Origin of the sequence: Rubritalea sp. (assembly GCF_051252225.1) — a bacterium.
GTDB lineage: Bacteria > Verrucomicrobiota > Verrucomicrobiia > Verrucomicrobiales > Akkermansiaceae > Rubritalea.
This window is the reverse complement of the sequence record NZ_JBPOGE010000001.1, coordinates 234721-253583: the sequence shown is the minus strand read 5'-3', so window position 1 is coordinate 253583 and position 18863 is coordinate 234721. Positions and strand designations below refer to the sequence as shown.

Here is an 18863-nt window from a genome sequence, read left to right as displayed (position 1 = left end):
CAAAAAACGCGCATAAGCTTCTGCCTATGCGCGTTTTTTATAAAGCCTAGAATGTGATCAGCCCGCAGGAACTGCAAATATAGTGATAAAAAGTAAGATCGCAGCGACCAGAACCATCCCGATGCGTTTGGGTGTAGATTTACAGACCGTCACTGCCACTAGGCACTGTAACATGTAGTAAAAGGCAAAAGCCCGCGAGGCGATTGCTAGAATTTCCTCGGTACTCGCAGACCAGCTGAGAGCAATTGCTCCCACGCCTACGATAATAGTTCCAATCTTGGATTTCAGGTGGCCCGCAGTCGCCTCTTCCATGTTACCAGTGGCTCCGAGTGTGTCCGCAACTGCCGCTGAAAACTGACTCAATGCCGCAGCAATGATGAGCGGTGTGACTAATAGAGCCGAGGCAGTTCCCGCCAGCTTGATCAAACTGTTGTCATCATACAGACCTTGCAAGGTGTGCACCAGCGGAAGAGACACGGCGATAAACACTAGATAAACCGCCGTTGAAATAATCTGAGACCAGCGGCATGCCCTAATCCGAGTATCCGCGTCAAAGTCGTTTCCAAGATAACGTGTTGTCTCAAAACCCTGAACAACAATTAAGGTGCCTGCCACGATTGTCAGTATCTCCCACGGTGTATGGGGGCTGGCTTTGGGCATTACAATCCCTTCAGGTGAGCGCATAGCATTCACGTCATATGTAGTAAATCCTACGAGCAGGAGTACGATGATTAACAAGGTGACGTAGAGCCCTATCTTTTCCAACTTACCCAGTGCTCCGAGCCCCTTGGTTAGGCCGATTGCCATGATAAACACGATTACCGAGGTCGTCAGAATGTTCTCGTTCAGCTCGGTATCGGCATTAAATCCACCCAACACAAAAGACGAAAGGATGTGGAGGTAGAGGCAGACCGAAATGACGTAGGCGGCCACCAGCGCCAGATCAGACGAACGCTCCAGCGACTGAGTCGCCTCAGAGGGATGCTTAGCAAGTGCCGGTTCGGCTTCTCGAATGTTGAAACGAATGACCATTCCGACAGCGTAGGCCAAAGCGCACACTGCCATCATTGCCACCACGGAATACTCCCCTACTGCACCGGCTAGGATTGGCACAATGACAAGAAACCCACTCCCAAAAATCGAGGAAAGAGGAGTGCTCGTCGCATCAGCGATCTTCTTAAGTGAAGAGTTCAATGGTACAAATAGAGGTGAAAACGAACTAATCTCGGCTAGAGATCTGATCGCAATTTGAATTAAATTTCTTATTCCACAAGCTAAGTCTTACCTGAACGCTAGGTCTGATCGATCCAAGGATTTTCTGGGACGTGCTGACCAGGTTCCCCACCATTATCTACCTGTATTAATGTTTAGATTTCTAGGCCTTCAACTCATTCAGAAAAGAGCCACAGGAATGTGTAAACTAGACTACAGGTGCCACTAGTTAAGGGGCTCACAGTGTTTTGATAACTCTGGATATTGACCTTCATCGCTTGCTTGTTGACATTAAAGCTCATGACGTGACCAGCGATAGAACCGTGAGGGTGGCCCGTGACTGGTCGAAAGCATCATGGACCTTGGTAACGGTCCACATCATCGAAGAATTCGATGGGAGTAATTTCACCCATTTCCAAACTACCTGACTACTAATTTGGGAATAGTAGAGTTATACCTAATCTTAAGCCCCACTCTGGTCCGTTCTCTGGCTTGTCTGCATAATATCTAGCACCCAACTGCCATTGTGTCGGAAGGTCTCCGATCTTAACCATTTTACTAACCATCGCATTGAAGGGGATAGTCCATTGGTCACCAACGAAATCGTAAGTACTTTCAGCATTCAGTGAGTAAGTGAGGCCGCCACCTGGAAGGTAGGCCAAAAACGGCTGAAGAAATAGTTGGTTGACCGAATCCCTATTGTCATTACCAGCATATGACCATGCTTGGCTGACCAAGGCTCCATAAGTCCATTTACCCTCTTGTTTCAATGCTATTCCCGTAGCGCCTGCCGACCACTTCTCTGTACTCAGAAAAGGGGCATCACCAGTAGGCAAAAGGAAAGTCGGTCCAACTCCCAAAATCCAACCTGACGGAGTAGGATCTTTAGGTGATAGCCACATACTCACGGATAAGTCAGAAATTCCAGTCTGACTCGATGATCCCACTACGTTGTCCTGAGTGATGAAAGGTAAAATGGTACGCGTGATAACGTTCCAGTCCTTACTCACTGAGAAAGGAATCACAGGCTGGATGTTTAGTTTATACTGAAATCCGTCGCCTTCAGGTCCCGCCCCGAAATCAAAGTTGCTTTGGAATGGAACACTGATCATCGATGCAACCGGGTTTGCTAATTTTTTAGACAGCTCATCGGCAGATTCAGTGACTGCTCCAGAACTAGCGACCGCACTATTGTTATTAGCCTCTTCCGCTACAAGGCTCCCTGCGGAAAGTCCAAAAACCACTCCCCCTAGGCTTAAGCACGTCACCTTAAAATTCACTGTGTGATTTCTATGATTATTCATATGTAAATTTACTTTTTTTAGATTGAGTCTGAGACTGGCTAACTATGCATATGAATGCCTAGTTTTCTCCTACCAGTACATCTAACATAGTCATATCCCCCTAGAATACACCACTCAATAAGGGTGGCTGATTCAACTAGTTAGTTATGAAAGAAGATGAAGTATGGCGTCATTCTGTCGATTATTTTCCGAGGTCTACGGTTAATTTTGAACTCTACGACAGCTATTTCATCATTCGATATTTCGTGAAAATCGGTGCGCTCCGAGAAGTATTGCCGAATCAATCCGTTAGTATTTTCGTTGAGACCTCTTTCGAACTTGCCAAATAAGCATTAAAAAAGAGAAGCCGTAAACCAATTCACTATCATTGGATTAACCTTCTAAGCAAACGTGCACTAACCTACTCCTTATTATTCCTCCCCCACATGCAGAAGCAGAATCCTACACATCTCATCAATGTTATCCTTGTTCATAGGAATTTGGGTGTGCATCCCATGAACCACTTTTTCTGATTCCGCATTTTTCATGTGCGAACTCCAGTAAGGAACCACTGTATCGCTACTTTCTAACAACGGCTCAAAGGAGATGAACTTACCAATGATCGAGTGATAACGGACCCGATCGCTGAGCGGCTCTTCAAGAACTGTCATCAAGTAGGGCTCATTTGGACGTAGATCACTGATACTGTTAGGCACATGGTGAAGGCGGCGCTTCCCCAGCTCTGTGAGCCCTTTCACTTTTTTATCAAGTGAATAGCTAAGAATCGTTTGCGGCATCTGTATGAGCTTAATACCTAGCTTCCCTATAAAATCGCTAGCTAGATTACTTCCACGGTGAGGGCCGGCCATAAAAACAACACGGCTGATGTCTTGATTAGCCTCATACACATTTATGTGCCTAACAGTCTCTTTTTCTTTAGCACTCAACCCATCTATTTCATCCAGAGGTTTTGTTAGAAGTAGATCTAAGATTCTGTCTCCACTACTACGGATTTGAGCATTACTCAGCAGACACCCCATGCTGTGGCCCACTAGAACCATCTCACGGAAGTTTGCCCTATAGCTAGGGCTATCGTAATGATCGTGATAGCGCTTGAGCCAATCGCGGAATAACGAAGAGTTGTAACTGATAGGAAAACCAGTCGGGTAGGAATAGACGAGAATTTGATAGCGATCTCGTAGTCTAGGATCACCCATCACTTTATTAATAGCATCCAGCCAAACAGCGGGACATGATGCTAATCCGTGCACAAAAATGAGCGGTATCTTGCCATCGTCAAAGGGTGTGATTTCATCCAGCTGGCAAGTATCCATATATTCCTCTGGATGGAGTAAACGCTTAAACCCAAATAATTTGGTGGGTTCGTAATCAAGTAATAATGCTACCGGAGTGGTATAATCAGCAGCTAAAGCTATGCGTTCACCATTCAGTCGAGCGTCTTGAGTCTTATACATATCCACCAAACTCAACTTCACCTTACTTCCTCCATTGGTAAATACAGAAACCGCTGTCACCGGTATGGCCATTCCTTCAGCACTCATAAAAGCGTCTTCTTTCAGCCGACTCTCTGTTTGGCGTTGATGCGCCACCATCGCAGCTCCCGCTCCATTAAAAATATGCCTTTGCCCCTTATCTATTCCTTTGACTGGAACATCGCGGGCTAAATAGATCGAATCAAAGTCTCTAGGTGACCTGTTTTCTTCCCCTTGAGTATCCCACTGGCAGCTGTAAGTGCGCCAAGGTCCTTTCACTGAGAATCTGTCTGGGGTATCACCTCTTAAAATGGAAGGCACCATCGAGTTCACAATATTTGCCGTACCTAAGTTATAGATCGAAATAAACCTTTTCTCCATCCCGCCAGTAATGGACTGACTTAAATGTGGGTAGGCGACTTCTGCTGACGCTAAAAAATAGCCTAATGACTTCTCCTTATTTTTTCTCTGATAACGCGCACCTAAATCACCGCACAACTCAGCCAAGACACATTGCCCTTCCAGACTTCCTATGCTTTTGACCTGTTCCCGTAAAGTCAGAATAGCCTGCTCAGGATCCCGTCGATACTCATCCTTGAGTCCATGTTCTTGAAGATAGAGCTTAGCCTCCGAAGAGATTTTCTTACCCGAGAAAGAAGTTCGGAGAGGAGCCGATACACTGGGATTATCCAGCACATCCACACTAGGGGATGAACAAGAAACCAAAGCTAACGTCACCGCTAAACTAGTTACCTTTAATGCGTCGAAAAGTTTCATAATGAATACGGTTGGTAGAATTTTCAGGATTCTACTAAAGACTGGGCTAAAGCACGGGTCCAAACATCGCGACAAAATTGTTTCCTAGCCTGTGCAGCAAGGACCATTGATTGACCATTTCGCTGGTAACCGTATGCGAGTAAGATTGGTAGTACTGCTGGCGCTGACGCATATCTGCTGTAAGTGCCGGATCATAGAGCAGGATATTATTCTCATAGTTCAGCTCGAAGCTACGCCTATCCATATTTGCAGATCCGATCAATGTGACTTCCCCATCAATCGTCAACGACTTGGTATGAAGTAATCCCCCTTCATATTCGAAGATTTTCACTCCTGCTGCGAGCAAATCAGCGTAATAGCTCCGGCTAGCTGCACCAACGATCCAGGAATCATTCACCGCTGGAAAAATAATGGTGGTATTCACCCCCCGTCTCGCGCTTGCGCAGAGAGCGGCTTGCATAGCTTCATCCGGAACGTAGTAAGGTGTGGTAATCGTCAATTCCTTTTGAGCCGCATACATCAAAGTTTCAAATACCTCCGGCATAGCTGAAGCTCGAACAGTCGGCCCAGTTCCTATTACTTGCGCAGGAAACCCGAACTCTCCTGCAGACAAAGGCTCGTGCAGAAGCTCCTCAATATCATCCTCAACCTGCTCCATCCAATCACTTGCAAAGAGGTACTGATTTTGTCGCGCAATCGGCCCTTCGAATCGCATCATCGCATCCACCCAGGGAGCAAACTTTGCTTTAACTAAGAACTCTGGATCTGCACAATTCTGGCTACCGCAGTAGGTAATATGGTTGTCGATCACCACAATCTTTCGGTGATTCCGTAAATCAATTCGTCCGTGCAGTGGCCGCAATAGTGGATTTCCTATGGGTAACGCCGTAGCTAAGTGGACACCAGCATCAGCCATCTCCTTCCAATAAATAGAAGCTATCATGCCGCGTGAGCCCAAGCCATCTGCCATAGCTCGGCAGGTCACACCACGCTGTGACGCCCTTTTTAAAGCCTCCACAATTTTGCGCCCGTTATTATCCGTTAGCCAAATATAAAAGGTTAGATGCACGTGATCCTGTGCCGCGTCAATATCGGCCACCATCGACTCTATCGTAGAATTAGAGTCAGCTAAAAGATCGGCCTTATTTCCACCAATAGGTGTAAAGCCATTCACCGTCGTACCCATTTTAAAAATCGAAGTGAAACTATCGGGAATAGAACAACGCGTGAACTCAGCATCAATTCCAGGTATCTCTGATACTCGCGGCAGCTTGCTCAGAATCTCATTCATTCTAGCCACTCGGCGGCGTCCTATATTTGTTTCTCCAAGTAGTAAGTAGGCGATCAGACCTACACCTGGCACGACAATCATCACTACTAGCCATGCCACCCGGGAAGCAGGTTCCCTGTGAGGTCGGAGGATCACGCGAACGATGAATGCCAAATACACCGCTAGGCCGAGAATACATCCGAGAATGACAATATAATAAGGGAGCTCCATAACATTGATAACTGGGATGTGTTTTAAATGCCTACTAACAGCAAAGCAATTATTTAGATCCAAACAAACTCTTCATGGGAGGTCTTTCTGGAGGAGCATGGCGCGCCTACCGATTCTCTGGCCAAATCGAGCGCCCTTGGGCTGGAATTTACGCCACTGGAGGCTGGCTTGGCTACATGCTCAACGAAGACTACCTGGCTGACCATGTTCACTACGGAATGCGCATCGCAATGGTCAACGGAGACCGCGACCGTGCCGCTGCCCGTTATGAACCGAGAGATACAAACTACCTCAGCGAAACAGCAAACTGTGAAGTCGCTATGTTCGCTTTTGAAGGCGCCCACCAGGTGCCACCGTCAGACTCTCAGCTAGAAGCATTCGAGTGGCTTCTCGAAAATGACGATTAAGCTCTAATTCCCAAGCTTATTTCACAAAAAAAGCGCCCCATATGGAGCGCTTTTTTATGCTATAATTTAAATCAAATTCTACTGAGCAGACTCTTGATTGAGTGTCGCTTGGAAGACATCAGCCTTCGCCTGCGGGATCGCTAGATCACTTGGTTTCACTTCTAAATCTGTTGTACCGCGGAGTGCAGCTTCAATGTCATCTACAACATCCAACTCAGGGCGGAAATCTGCTGCGTGATAGGAAGAACGTACGAGCGGTCCGGAAGCCACGTGGCGGAAACCTTTTGCAAGAGCGATCTCCTTGAGTTCGTCAAACTTCTCAGGCGTGATGTACTCGACCACTGGAAGGTGGCGCGGAGTCGGGCGAAGATATTGGCCGAGAGTGAGAACAGTCACATTGTGAGCTAGGAGGTCATCCATAGCTTTCTCCACTTCTTCCTGAGTTTCGCCAAGACCGAGCATAATGCCGGACTTTACGGCGACTTTACCGTCAACCATCTCACCAGCTTTCTTTAGCACAGCGAGTGATCGCCAGTACTTAGCGCGGGAGCGAACTAATGGGGTAAGACGTTCAACCGTTTCTAGGTTGTGATTAAAAATATGAGGGCGAGCATCCATCACCATCTGAAGAGCCCAGTCACGATCGTTAAAATCGGGAACCAACACCTCAATGATAATACCAGGATTTACTGCACGAATTTCGGTAATGACTTTATTGAAATGCTCAGCACCGCCGTCCTTTAGATCGTCACGCGCCACGGCTGTAATTACTACGTGCTTGAGCTTCATCCGGCGAGTAGCCTCAGCCACGCGCTGTGGTTCATCATCCTCAAGAGGATCAGGGCGAGCAGTCTTCACGGCACAGAATCCGCAAGCACGCGTGCACTTCTCACCTGCGATCATGAAAGTAGCAGTTCCCTGCCCCCAGCATTCCCAACGGTTCGGGCACTGCGCTTCTTCACAGACAGTTACAAGATTGAGATCCTTGACCATCGACTTGGTGTCCCAGAATACTGGATTATTCGGGAGACGCACTTTAATCCACGACGGCTTCTTGTCCGTGTGGAGTGTCGGGTCCATCTTCATTCTTGGTCCTGCGTTGCAGCTCATGGCGCGGAAGCTATGCAAGATTTTTCAGAAAACAAAGGCTAATTTTAACGATTCCGCCACATCTAGAACAAGATACGCACGCCCTCAGCATGAAGAGAATTCATCGAAACTCTCATTCCTTGGCTACAAATGAAAACTAGGTTGCACCGCCATCAAAAATCTGCGATTCACCACTAGGTTATCGAGCAAGTCGACATCCGAAATTTAACAATCAGCATTCCACATTTGAAACTATGAGCATGAATCGCAGCCACCCTAGCATGCCCCTCGGCCCCAAAACCGTAGGATCCATTGCTGACGCTTCTCTTCTCGACCATCCCTTTTCAGCTGATGAATGCGAAATCGTGGAATTTCGACTCGATGGACTCGTTCGCAACCTCTCACAAGTGCGTGACGTGCTGATCAAACTGAAATCCAGCCAACTGCAAACGCTCATCACAGCCCGCTGCACTTCAGAAGGTGGGCTTGCTGAGCTCACCACAGAACAACGTTGCCAACTCATCGGTGGACTTTCCCCGCTTGCTACTTTTGTCGACATTGAGCTCGCGAACCTTGCAGAAATGGAACCCGCCGCAGAACAAGCGCGCACCAACGGAGCTCTCGTCGTTGCCTCCTTCCACGATTTCAAAAAAACTCCCGACACCGAATTTCTTCGCGACAGGATTAAGCAAGCGCTCGATCTCGGAGCCGACATGGTAAAAATAGCGGTCCACCACAATAGCGTGGAAGACATGTATCGCTGCGCCACACTCATGCAAGAAGGTCATTCGATCGCCATTTCACTTATGGGCATGGGCTCCTTAGCTCCAGTTTCACGCGTACTTTATTCCCAACTCGGTTCCTTGCTCAATTACGGCTACCTCGGTGACAAAGAGACTGCGCCCGGCCAATGGCCAGCAAGCCTTCTCAACCAAGCAATTCGCGCGAGTAAGCCGTTCTAAAGGCAGCTTGCGCTGAGTGCGTTGAGGCATAGGGAGAAGAATCTCCCAATTACTTTTTCACTATCTTCACAGGTGCATCAGGAAGCGCCTTGAGAAACATTTTCCCATAACGTTTGGTGACCACTCGGTTGTCGAGAATCACCACCACGCCTGAATCCTTTTCTGAGCGAATAAGGCGCCCTACACCTTGACGAAGTTTGATCACGGCCTCTGGAACAGAATAATCCATAAAAGGGTTCCCCCCCTCGGCCTCGATCGCTTCGATCTTTGATTGAACCAAGGGATGATCTGGCACAGAAAACGGTAAGCGAGTCACAATGACATTACTCAATGCTTCGCCCGGCACATCGACCCCTGCCCAAAAGCTATCTGTTCCGAAAAGTACGCTGTGGATGTCTTTGCGGAAAATTTCGACCATCTTATGACGTGGCGTCCCATCTCCTTGAACTAGCAGGCGCCAGCCCATTTCATCGAAATAGTCTTCCATAGCCTCAGCCACGTTACGCATCACTTTATAACTAGTGAATAAAACGAAAGCCTTGCCCTCCGTGTACTTCAATACGCGACCGATCCAATGAACCAGCGCCTCTTCATAAGTCGGAGTTCCAGGATCAGGCATTGCCTGCATCACGTAGACTTCCATTTGTTTTTTATAATCAAACGGACTACCGATCTGAACTGCCTTTGAATTTTCAGCGCCAACTCGTCGGCGGAAATAGCTCATATCTTCCTCGCCAGCACTCAGAGTTGCACTTGTTAGAATACAAGTACGCCCCTTTCCAAACATCGTCTCACGCAACCTATCAGCAATATTGATAGGTGCAGAACGAAGACTCAAAACATCGCCATCGCGCCCACCTTTTTCAACCCAATACACGCTCTCCTCATCCGTCTGATCAAGAAACAATCGCAGCGTGCCGTGCATCTCTCGTAGACGTCTAGCTCCATCCATCAACTCCTTACGAGTCGCCGATTCCTTTTCTAATTTTTCAGCCTCATCCTCGATGACATTCCATAGCTTACGTAGTGGCTCAGCCAGTGTATTATCCACTAACTCAGGCTCTCGTACTCGGCTCTCTTTGGAAAACTTCCCGAACTGGATGCTCTCAGCGACCTCATCAAAAAAGTCCTGGGTCCGCTCTAACAAATCTTCTGCAGCTTGAATCCCCTCACCACTTCGCAGTTGCTTCAGCAGCCCCTTCTTATTTCGAGGATTGTACAAGCGGGATACATCAAAGCGCAGGCCTGATTGGCTAAGGCGCAAGCCCAGTTGGTTCGCAGCCACCTCTTCTAGGGTGTGCGCTTCATCAAAAATCACGAAATCGTTCGGGAAAATATACCCCATGTCGCGTTCATCACGCTCTTCGACTACAGAATCTAACAACGAGAAGAAAAGCGTGTGATTAACCACCACTACATTCGCCTTATCCACTCGGCGTCTCGCTTTCTGGTAGAAACAATTGCCTTTAGTTCCACAGGTACGTGGCGTGCAAATATGTGCCTCGCTGCACACTTGGCTCCAAACTTTTGGAGAAGGCTTGAAATCAAGCTCACTTAGAGTTCCATCCGTTGTTCCCTCAGCCCATTCCCACAGTTCCTTAAGTTCCTCTACCTCACTCGTTGTAAAAAGATCACCCTTGGAATCCATTGCTATACGAAGACGCAGTGGACAAACATAGTTTTGGCGCCCCTTGAGAAGCACCGCATCGAAATCAATCCCTAACAGCTTCTTTACGATTGGAATATCTTTTCCAGTAAGTTGCTCCTGTAGATTGATCGTATGGGTAGAAATGACAGCCTTCTTGCCAGACTCTATAGCGAACTTCACCGCAGGGATCAAATAGGCCAGCGACTTGCCAACTCCAGTTCCAGCTTCCACCGTCAGTACACGAGCTTCCTCGAGCGCACTCGCCACCTCAGTCGCCATTTCTTGCTGCTGAGGTCGATAGGCGAAATCAGGTGATTGTGACAATAGACCATCCTCGGAAAAAATTCCGTGGATTTCATCAGCGAGCCCCTTACAAGCTCCAGATCCTGTACCTTCGACGAACGCAATCATGCTAGCCTCATTGCTGTATCTCATTCACCATCGACTAGCAACTGAAACAAGTTTCTCTCATTTTCAAACACAAGCCACTGGCTGCCATCACTCTTCAAATTCTAGCGCACAAATCACTGGAAAAATCGCGAAAATCAATGATGATCCAGCATGAGTTTTCGCGATGCGCTCACCGCGCCATCTAGCCAAGTCTGGTTTCTTCAAGGAAAGTTTGGAATTGAGAAAGAACACGTCCGCGTGGATTCTGAGGGCAAGCTAGCACTGACTCCGCACCCAGCGGCATTTGGAGACAAATTGGCAAACCCTTATGTCACTGTGGACTTCTCCGAGAGCCAATTGGAAATGATCACTCCGCCTGTCGATTCAATGCGCGAAGCCTTAGGCTTTATCGAGACCATTCACGACATCGTCACAGAAAACCTCGATGGTGAATACCTCTGGCCGCAAAGTATGCCTCCAGCTCTCCCAGAAAATGGCTCACAGATCCCGCTTGCCCAATTTGATTCTGAACATCGTGCTCTTAGCGAGTACCGCCGCTTTCTCGCTCAAACATATGGCAGAAAAAAGCAGATGATTTCCGGGGTGCATGTCAATCTCAGCCTCTCTGAAAGTCTATTAGACAGCCTGCAGTCTGAAATGGAGTTCACTGCGCTCAGCAAAGCTGACTTTAAAGCCAAAGTCTACATGAAGGCTCTGCGTAATATGATGCGCTATCGCTGGATGATGGTGGCTCTGTTAGGAAACTCCCCAGCCGCAGACGAAAGCTATAAAACCATCTGCCCAGACTTGCCTCAGATCACTCCAAAAACTTGTTGCGGCCAGAAGTCTGTTTCTATCCGAGCGAGTATTTGCGGCTACCGAAATAATGAAGACTTCACCCTCGATTACCAAGACTGGTCTAGCTTTCACCGCTCCGTTCGCGACCTAGTAGAGGCCGGAAAGCTCATTCATGAGAAAGAGCTCTACAGCCCCATCCGCCTGAAAACAGATCTGCAGACGGGCGAGATCACTCACCTTGAAATCAGGCTATTAGATCTAGACCCGACCACCAAGGTTGGCATCCGTGAGGAAAGCCTCCAACTACTCCACCTCTTCATGCTCTGGGCAATCGCTCACGAAGACGACACCGACTTCGACCAGCAGCAACAGGCCATCGCCACCGCGAATCAGTACCACTGCGCGTGTTGCGGATTCGACAGCAAGATCTCAGCATCTGATGGCTCGCCCTACGAAAACGGAGCCAAGCACGCTGTCGCCAATTTCCTCGACGAACTCACCGAGCTACTACCCGAGGGAGAAGCGAACTACGCTGCCGCCATCGGTACTTTTAGGGAGTTACTCGATAAACCTGATGACTCACCGCTCGAAAAAGCGCGTTTAGGCATCAGAAAAAATGGATTTATTCATTACAATTTAGGGCAGGCGAAACAATTCTATGCCCGCAGAGGCGAGCAATCATTTCGTTTCTCAGGTCTCGAAGACCTCGAACTATCCACCCAGCTCATGTTACGTGAAGCTGTCAGGCGCGGCGTGAAATTTGATTTATTAGACCGTGCCGATAATTTTGTTCGCTTCCAAAAAGGCAAGCACATTGAGTACGTTCAGCAAGCGACTAAAACCTCTAAAGACAACTACGCCACCATCCTCATGATGGAGAATAAGCTAGTGACAAAAAAGGTGTTGGCAGCAGCGAAACTCAACGTCCCGCTCGGCGGGTACTACACTGATGCCGAGCAAGCCAAAGCAGATTTCTTTCGCTACCAAAACAAAGCAACCGTAGTGAAACCTAAGTCCACCAACTTCGGCATTGGAATCAGCATCCTCAAAGACAACAGCAAAATCGGCCAATACAACCAGGCCATTGATATCGCATTTGCTGAAGATTCCTCTGTGCTGGTAGAGCCCTTCGTTGCTGGACGAGAGTTCCGCTTCTTCCTCATCGATAATGAAGTCGTGGGAATTCTCCACCGAGTTCCAGCCAACGTGACTGGCGACGGAAGTTCGACTATCACTGAACTTGTTAGAATCAAAAATGAAGACCCCTTACGCGGAAAAGGCTACGTCACTCCGCTTGAAAAAATTGCTCTAGGTGAAGCTGAGCTGATGTTTCTCGAAAGCCAAGAACTCAGCTTCACCTCTGTGCCACTGAAAAATGAAACCGTTTATCTCCGAGAGAACTCAAATATCAGTACTGGAGGAGACAGCCTCGACTTCACGGATGAAGTCCACCCGAGTTATAATGAAATCGCCGTTCAAGCAGCAAAGTCTTTAAACGTGGCGATCACTGGGCTCGACATGATGATCTCTGACATCACCGCACCCGCGACAGCAGTGAACTATTCTATCATTGAGATGAACTTCAACCCAGCGATCCACATTCATTGCTACCCATTCCAAGGCCACAACCGTGAGCTCAATAAAAAACTCATGTACTTCCTTGGATTCTAGTATCCAAACTATTGCTTTCATTGGCACATTCGCTAAAACTCTCTTTGTAAAACTATGGAAACTCCAATTCTTAAGACCAATCTTAGCCTTCGAGACGGTCAACAATCCACACTCGCAGTCACCGACTGGGTGCTAGATACCGCCAAGATGGCGAGTGTATTAGCAGCCACAGAGCGAGCAGGTTTTAACTCCGCAGAAGTTGCTGGAGGTCAGAGTTTCCAGACCGCTATCAGTAATGGCTATAATCCATTTATTATTAGTGATGCCCTTCACAATGCGCTCGTCCATGAAAACGGAGTTAAGTCCATCGATCTCCAGATGCTCTTCCGTGGTGCCAACGCCCTCGGTTTCCGCCATTACGATAAAGATGTAGTCGAAGCCACGCTCCGCGAGTTCATTAAAAATGGAATTTCTAAAATTCGCTTTTTCGATGCCCTCAACGACATTGACAACCTTTACCTTCCAGAATCTATCAAACAGTTAGATGGAGTAATGCTGCAAGGCGCGATCTGTTTTGGGCACTACGCCCACGCACCCGAACGCTACACTGATGGCTATTTCCTGAGCTACGCAAAGCAGCTAGTAGCTAACGGTTTTACGCACATTGCGATCAAAGACATGTCTGGTCAAATGACAGCTCAGCGCATGTCCTCATTACTCCCAATCTTACAAAACTACCTTAAGCCTCTCAATATCCCGATTGAGCTTCATATCCACTCCACCAACTCTAACAGCTCTAAAGAAGCCGCGAAGAAAGCGATCGAGCTCGGAATTGATTCTATTGAAACGGTAGAAGGTCCGCTCGCTGGTGGTTCTTCTCACCATTCTTTGGCTGACATTGCTCCAGAACTTATTTCTGACGAAGCTGCCTATCAGTCTCTTCTAACAAAGAGCCGCAGCATCTGGCCTAGTCCACAACGCAAGGACGACGACATTGACCCACAACTCAAAGAACAACTTTGTTCTGCAGGAGTACCTGGTGGTGCGATGCCTTTCGTCATTCGCGACCTACGCACCCAGATGCCAACCATCGTTGCGAAGTATGAAAAACTGACTTCAGCTGCTGCTAGCACTCAAAATAAATTCGCCATAGGTAAAACCAATAGCATTCCAGTCAAAGCTATTGGTGAAGTCAGCTTTGTTGATCTCGTTGGCCTCTTTATCACAGAACTCAAGCGTGTTTGCCAAGATGCGGCATACCCACTATTAGTTACCCCAACAGCGGACATTTGTTGTAAGCAAGCTATTGCCAACCTAGCATTTGGTAAAAACCCATACAGCGATAAGTTAGAAGACCGCTATCTCACTGCGAATGGGGACACTGGAGCCGACCCTCGTTTCACCAAGCTCATCCTAGGCCACTATGGTGAATTTAAGTCCTATGATTCTACGGTGCCGGCCTTCGCGCCCAGCGATGAAACCCTCAGTTTCTTCGAAATAAACAACCCACTCAAGCTCCAGCGTGCAGCACAGCACCCGTCGCTCCGTGAGAATGGCAGTGACATGAAAGAAGCACGTGCAGCCGCGTGGAAGTTGATCCAGTCTGTAGGTCCGAAAGCCCTCTCATTTGCCAACTTTGACCAACTCACCTTAATGTATGCGCTCAAGCCATCCAGCGCTCCAGGTGTTGACCCCATCGCGATCGCTGTTGATGCTTATTCCAAACGCGCCAGCAAGGCTCGCGTTGCGGGTACAGGTGTCACCTTTCCTGGTTATGAATCAATTATGCAACCGATTCTGGAGCATCTCGGAGCACTCTACGCGGTAAAACCTGAGCTACTTCCAGCAGATGTCATGCAGATCAAGCTCGCGGACCTAGGCCGTAATCTCTACCGCAGATTGTTCCGGACCTACGCGACCCTCAGCATCACACAGGAAGTTACCCGAGTACGAAACAATCTCACAAACCTCATTTCCTCAGACCATACCAATGAGACTCTCAAACAGGCTGTGGCACACGTTGGCGATAGCTTCAGAAATCTCGATTTCCTCCCAGAAAGCCAAGACGAAGCAGCCTACGAAGACACTCGAGAACGTTTTCGACAGCTCACACTCTGTGAACTCTTCGGAGCCCTCGCGCTCACCCACAGCTTAGTCAACAGTGTCGACAAGCACGGTACTGATCCCACAAAACCAGCAGAACGCGCAATCACGCTCGACGACATCACCCGTTTTGCCCAATCAAAAGCTAGCACGGCCAAATCAGATTGGGAAAAACGTCTCCAACTCGCTATCAGCACGCGCCATTTCCAAGTCGAAAACGACCTCCTCAAACGCATCCAAGTGTGGCAGAGTATTTAATTTACTCCCCCTTCACACATTTCAACTTCTCTACTGCCGCATTCTCTACCTGCCTACACACTAAATGGCAGAGTTCAAACAGCATAGGCTCTGCTATGCTGTAGCGTACGAAGTTCCCCTCCTTCTCGCGCTTCACTAAATCGGCATCTAAAAGAATCTTCATGTGCTTGGAAACATTCCCTTGTTTTAGTGCTGTATGATCGACCAACTCACCGACAGTCAAGGCTCCAGCCATTAGGCTAGAAATCAACTTCAACCGAGCAGGCTCAGAGAGGATCTTAAAGAGTTTTGCAATCTCTTCCATCTGAGACTCACTTAACATCGAACCTCCGTTTGACTTTTCTTTTTGCATATTCCTTTATCGCGATATAGTCTAAACTAGAAATCAAAGATCACAAGTTATGAACACAATTACTGTTAAAGAATACCTCGCTGACCGCAACGCTTTTTACCTAGCAGACGTCAGAACTCCTTCAGAATATGAGGAAGCTCACATTCAAGACGCGAAGCTCCACCCATTGGACGCGCTCAATACTGGAGAGATCCGCTTTAAATCGCAGGATAAGAAACTCCTCCTCAGTTGCCTTTCTGGAGCACGATGTGTGAAAGCTGCTAAAAAACTTGAAGCCGAAGGCTTTGAAGTAGCTCAACTTGAAGGCTCACTTCAGGGTTGGGAAGCTGCTGGTGAGCCAGTGGTTCGTAGCTCTCCGAGTGGCCTGCCATTGATCCGCCAAGTCCACCTCACGGTCAGCATTATTAATATCATTGCAGCCCTTTTAGCAATTTTTGTGAACCCTGCATGGGCATGGGTTCTGGTTGGCACAGGAGCGGGCCTGTTCCTAGCTGGAGCCACAGGCTTCTGCGGGATGGGTTTACTCTTAGCTAAAATGCCTTGGAACAAGAAAACTACAGATAGCTGCACAGCTGGCTGAGCAGCTTAGATGAAACGCTGTAAGTTTACAGCATTCACTCATCTGAATTGAACCTCGTTGCTTTGCCCCGATGAATCCTTTACCCAAGCATCTCAACTCACATCATAAAAAATGAAACTAAACTCTATCATCGCAATTCTAGGAATAGCTACTGTAACAGCATTGGCTAACGAAAAACCTCCAGCTGACGCGCTACCCTTGTCTAAAGTCGTAAAGATGGTTGAAGACCAAGGCTACAATCCATTTATCGAAGCTAACTTCGACGACGGCAAATGGGAAGTCGAAGCCTATAAAGGTGACGCCAAGCGCGAGCTTCGAGTAAATGCCAAGAGCGGCAAAATTGAATCTGACAGAGCTGACGATTAAGCTAGCAATCAATTGATTTTCTCTAAGAGCACTCAGCAACCCTGAGTGCTCTTTCTATTCATGCATAAGGCTATAGATTATTCATCCACTTTGTATTGCTATCTAATCAGATTATTGTTCCCCTGTTAGGTGATGACAACAGAGCAACCCACCCGCCACCGTGCGTTGACCAAATGGGTCAACAAAATGATAGCCCTTTGCGAACCAAAAAATGTTCACTGGTGTGACGGGTCCCAAGATGAATGGAACCAACTCTCTGAAGAGCTCGTTGATAAAGGAACTCTGATTCGCCTCAACCCAGAGATACGACCGAATAGTTTCCTAGCCCGCTCCGCACCATCTGATGTCGCTCGTGTCGAGGAGCGCACCTTTATTGCTACCAAAAGCAAAGACGAAGCCGGCCCTACGAACAACTGGGCGGAAGAAGGAGAAATGAAAAAGAAGATTCTTGAGATCTTCCAAGGCTCCATGAAAGGCCGCACCATGTACGTCGTTCCTTTCTGCATGGGACCACTCGACTCACCACTCGCTAAAATTGGTGTGCAGGTAACAGACTCAGCATATGCAGTTCTTAATATGCGAATCATGACTCACATGGGTTCTCATGTGCTCGATCGTCTTGAAAAAGAAGCATTCGGAGAAATTCCATCCCGCCGCACTAAACCAGGTTTCTTCATCCCCTGTCTTCACTCCGTAGGAGCACCACTAGAAGAAGGACAAGAAGATGTTCCATGGCCATGCAATGACGAAAAGTATATCGTCCACTTTGTCAGATCCCGTGAGATCGCCTCCTTTGGTTCAGGCTACGGTGGCAACGCATTATTAGGAAAAAAATGTCTCGCCCTTCGCGTGGCCTCTAACATTGCACGTGAACACGACTGGATGGCTGAACACATGCTCATTCTCGGTCTTGAATCACCCACTGGAGAAAAGACCTATGTCACTGGTGCTTTCCCTTCCGCCTGCGGAAAGACCAACCTCTCCATGCTCGTCCCACCTGAGAAATACCGCAAGGAAGGTTGGAAGACTTCTATCGTTGGAGACGACATCGCTTGGCTCTGGCCTCATGAAGATGGCCACCTCCACGCCATCAATCCTGAAACAGGTTATTTCGGAGTTGCTCCAGGCACCTCGTATGAATCAAACCCGACAGCTATGGACTCAATGAAGGCTAACTGTATCTTCACCAACGTAGCGCTCACTGACGAGGGTGACATCTGGTGGGAAGGCATGACAAAAGATACTCCAGAGCACCTCATTGACTGGCAAGGCAATGATTGGACACCCTCCGATGGACAAAATGGAGTCAAGGCTGCACACCCTAATGCACGCTTTACCGCTCCCGCTGAGCAATGCCCCACTATCGATCCCGAATGGCAAAACCCAGAAGGCGTGCCTATATCTGCAATCATTTTTGGTGGCCGCCGTAAGACTACTATGCCACTCGTTTACCAAGGATTTAACTGGGCTCATGGTTGTTACATCGGAGCCACTATGGGATCTGAGACCACTGCAGCTGCAGCTGGCGCGATCGGTAACGTCCGTCGTGACCCTATGGCTATGCTTCCCTTCTGTGGTTATAACATGGGCAACTATTTCAAACATTGGATCAAAATGGGGAAACGTATCGAGAAGCTTCCGAAGTTTTTCCACGTCAACTGGTTCCGCCTTGATGAAGATGGAAAATTCCTTTGGCCTGGATTCGGAGAAAACATGCGCGTACTTGAATGGATTGTGGACCGCTGCCACGGTCGCGCCCTAGGTCACGAATCATCCATTGGCTGGGTCCCAAGTGCTGACGAACTCAATATCGACGGCCTCGAGGGATTTGATGAAAGTGATTTAGAAAAGGTCATGAAGATCGATCCAAAAGAATGGGAACAAGAAATTCTCAGCCAAGGTGAACTCTTCCTCAAACTTCATCACTCTATTCCAAAGGAGCTCGCTTACCAACGCGAACTCCTTGCTTCGCGCATTATTGACTAAAGCTCCAACATCTTTATGCCGCCTAACAGAACCCAAGTTATAAATGC

The 18863-nt window shown here is 48.0% G+C and carries 15 protein-coding genes; 8 read left to right on the top strand and 7 right to left on the bottom strand.

What is annotated here, in order from left to right; genetic code table 11:
- Nucleotides 1-57: 57 nt before the first annotated feature.
- Nucleotides 58-1194, bottom strand: a complete 1137-nt coding sequence (locus tag ACSHX2_RS01130) for a hypothetical protein (protein ID WP_435689756.1) — start codon at nucleotides 1192-1194, stop codon at nucleotides 58-60.
- A gap of 449 nt (nucleotides 1195-1643) precedes the next feature.
- Nucleotides 1644-2516: a transporter gene (locus tag ACSHX2_RS01125; RefSeq protein ID WP_435689754.1), complete on the bottom strand. Its 873-nt coding sequence runs from the start codon at nucleotides 2514-2516 to the stop codon at nucleotides 1644-1646.
- Nucleotides 2517-2662: 146 nt separating this feature from the next.
- Between ACSHX2_RS01125 and ACSHX2_RS01120 the strand changes: the two genes are divergently transcribed.
- On the top strand, nucleotides 2663-2845 hold the full coding sequence (locus tag ACSHX2_RS01120) for a hypothetical protein (RefSeq protein ID WP_435689752.1): 183 nt from the start codon (nucleotides 2663-2665) through the stop codon (nucleotides 2843-2845).
- 81 nt (nucleotides 2846-2926) lie between these two features.
- Here the strand turns inward: ACSHX2_RS01120 and ACSHX2_RS01115 are convergent, their stop codons facing one another.
- Nucleotides 2927-4765, bottom strand: coding sequence for an esterase/lipase family protein (locus ACSHX2_RS01115; protein WP_435689750.1), 1839 nt, complete (start codon nucleotides 4763-4765; stop codon nucleotides 2927-2929).
- A gap of 46 nt (nucleotides 4766-4811) precedes the next feature.
- Nucleotides 4812-6266, bottom strand: coding sequence for a cardiolipin synthase (gene cls / locus ACSHX2_RS01110; RefSeq protein WP_435689748.1), 1455 nt, complete (start codon nucleotides 6264-6266; stop codon nucleotides 4812-4814).
- 74 nt (nucleotides 6267-6340) lie between these two features.
- Here cls and ACSHX2_RS01105 point away from each other — a divergent pair, with 74 nt between their 5' ends.
- A complete protein-coding gene (locus tag ACSHX2_RS01105; protein ID WP_435689746.1) occupies nucleotides 6341-6673 on the top strand; it encodes a hypothetical protein in 333 nt (110 codons plus the stop codon).
- Between the two features lie 78 nt (nucleotides 6674-6751).
- Here the strand turns inward: ACSHX2_RS01105 and lipA are convergent, their stop codons facing one another.
- Nucleotides 6752-7783 (bottom strand): lipoyl synthase, encoded by a 1032-nt coding sequence (gene lipA / locus ACSHX2_RS01100; protein ID WP_435689744.1) that lies wholly within the window; start codon nucleotides 7781-7783, stop codon nucleotides 6752-6754.
- A gap of 239 nt (nucleotides 7784-8022) precedes the next feature.
- Between lipA and ACSHX2_RS01095 the strand changes: the two genes are divergently transcribed.
- The gene (locus ACSHX2_RS01095) at nucleotides 8023-8724 is read left to right on the top strand and encodes a type I 3-dehydroquinate dehydratase (RefSeq protein ID WP_435689742.1); all 702 of its coding nucleotides are present in this window, start codon (nucleotides 8023-8025) and stop codon (nucleotides 8722-8724) included.
- Between the two features lie 49 nt (nucleotides 8725-8773).
- On the opposite strand, the gene ACSHX2_RS01090 is transcribed toward ACSHX2_RS01095, so the two are convergent.
- Nucleotides 8774-10807 (bottom strand): ATP-dependent DNA helicase, encoded by a 2034-nt coding sequence (locus tag ACSHX2_RS01090; RefSeq protein ID WP_435689740.1) that lies wholly within the window; start codon nucleotides 10805-10807, stop codon nucleotides 8774-8776.
- Between the two features lie 126 nt (nucleotides 10808-10933).
- Between ACSHX2_RS01090 and gshAB the strand changes: the two genes are divergently transcribed.
- Together gshAB and ACSHX2_RS01080 are read left to right on the top strand one after the other, a co-directional pair.
- Entirely contained in the window at nucleotides 10934-13231 is a 2298-nt protein-coding gene (gshAB, locus tag ACSHX2_RS01085; protein ID WP_435689738.1) for a bifunctional glutamate--cysteine ligase GshA/glutathione synthetase GshB, read from the top strand.
- Nucleotides 13232-13285: 54 nt separating this feature from the next.
- Nucleotides 13286-15532, top strand: coding sequence for a hypothetical protein (locus tag ACSHX2_RS01080; protein WP_435689736.1), 2247 nt, complete (start codon nucleotides 13286-13288; stop codon nucleotides 15530-15532).
- Nucleotide 15533: 1 nt separating this feature from the next.
- On the opposite strand, the gene ACSHX2_RS01075 is transcribed toward ACSHX2_RS01080, so the two are convergent.
- On the bottom strand, nucleotides 15534-15884 hold the full coding sequence (locus tag ACSHX2_RS01075; RefSeq protein WP_435689734.1) for an ArsR/SmtB family transcription factor: 351 nt from the start codon (nucleotides 15882-15884) through the stop codon (nucleotides 15534-15536).
- Nucleotides 15885-15933: 49 nt separating this feature from the next.
- On the opposite strand from ACSHX2_RS01075, the gene ACSHX2_RS01070 reads away from it, so the two are divergent.
- The 3 genes from ACSHX2_RS01070 to ACSHX2_RS01060 all read left to right on the top strand — a co-directional run bounded on the left by ACSHX2_RS01070 (nucleotide 15934) and on the right by ACSHX2_RS01060 (nucleotide 18816).
- The gene (locus ACSHX2_RS01070) at nucleotides 15934-16464 is read left to right on the top strand and encodes a rhodanese-like domain-containing protein (RefSeq protein WP_435689732.1); all 531 of its coding nucleotides are present in this window, start codon (nucleotides 15934-15936) and stop codon (nucleotides 16462-16464) included.
- A 111-nt stretch (nucleotides 16465-16575) separates the two neighbouring features.
- On the top strand, nucleotides 16576-16830 hold the full coding sequence (locus ACSHX2_RS01065) for a PepSY domain-containing protein (RefSeq protein WP_435689731.1): 255 nt from the start codon (nucleotides 16576-16578) through the stop codon (nucleotides 16828-16830).
- 132 nt (nucleotides 16831-16962) lie between these two features.
- The gene (locus tag ACSHX2_RS01060; RefSeq protein WP_435689729.1) at nucleotides 16963-18816 is read left to right on the top strand and encodes a phosphoenolpyruvate carboxykinase (GTP); all 1854 of its coding nucleotides are present in this window, start codon (nucleotides 16963-16965) and stop codon (nucleotides 18814-18816) included.
- The last annotated feature ends 47 nt before the right edge of the window (nucleotides 18817-18863 follow it).

Excerpts from the sequence above, each read along its gene's own strand:
- ACSHX2_RS01120 (WP_435689752.1), top strand. The coding sequence starts at position 2,663 with ATGAAAGAAGATGAAGTATGGCGTCATTCTGTCGATTATTTTCCGAGG.
- ACSHX2_RS01090 (WP_435689740.1), bottom strand. The coding sequence starts at position 10,807 with ATGAGATACAGCAATGAGGCTAGCATGATTGCGTTCGTCGAAGGTACA.
- ACSHX2_RS01065 (WP_435689731.1), top strand. The coding sequence starts at position 16,576 with ATGAAACTAAACTCTATCATCGCAATTCTAGGAATAGCTACTGTAACA.
- ACSHX2_RS01115 (WP_435689750.1), bottom strand. The coding sequence starts at position 4,765 with ATGAAACTTTTCGACGCATTAAAGGTAACTAGTTTAGCGGTGACGTTA.
- ACSHX2_RS01125 (WP_435689754.1), bottom strand. The coding sequence starts at position 2,516 with ATGAATAATCATAGAAATCACACAGTGAATTTTAAGGTGACGTGCTTA.
- lipA (WP_435689744.1), bottom strand. The coding sequence starts at position 7,783 with ATGAGCTGCAACGCAGGACCAAGAATGAAGATGGACCCGACACTCCAC.
- ACSHX2_RS01095 (WP_435689742.1), top strand. The coding sequence starts at position 8,023 with ATGAATCGCAGCCACCCTAGCATGCCCCTCGGCCCCAAAACCGTAGGA.
- ACSHX2_RS01070 (WP_435689732.1), top strand. The coding sequence starts at position 15,934 with ATGAACACAATTACTGTTAAAGAATACCTCGCTGACCGCAACGCTTTT.
- gshAB (WP_435689738.1), top strand. The coding sequence starts at position 10,934 with ATGAGTTTTCGCGATGCGCTCACCGCGCCATCTAGCCAAGTCTGGTTT.
- ACSHX2_RS01075 (WP_435689734.1), bottom strand. The coding sequence starts at position 15,884 with ATGCAAAAAGAAAAGTCAAACGGAGGTTCGATGTTAAGTGAGTCTCAG.
- ACSHX2_RS01080 (WP_435689736.1), top strand. The coding sequence starts at position 13,286 with ATGGAAACTCCAATTCTTAAGACCAATCTTAGCCTTCGAGACGGTCAA.
- ACSHX2_RS01060 (WP_435689729.1), top strand. The coding sequence starts at position 16,963 with ATGACAACAGAGCAACCCACCCGCCACCGTGCGTTGACCAAATGGGTC.
- ACSHX2_RS01105 (WP_435689746.1), top strand. The coding sequence starts at position 6,341 with ATGGGAGGTCTTTCTGGAGGAGCATGGCGCGCCTACCGATTCTCTGGC.
- cls (WP_435689748.1), bottom strand. The coding sequence starts at position 6,266 with ATGGAGCTCCCTTATTATATTGTCATTCTCGGATGTATTCTCGGCCTA.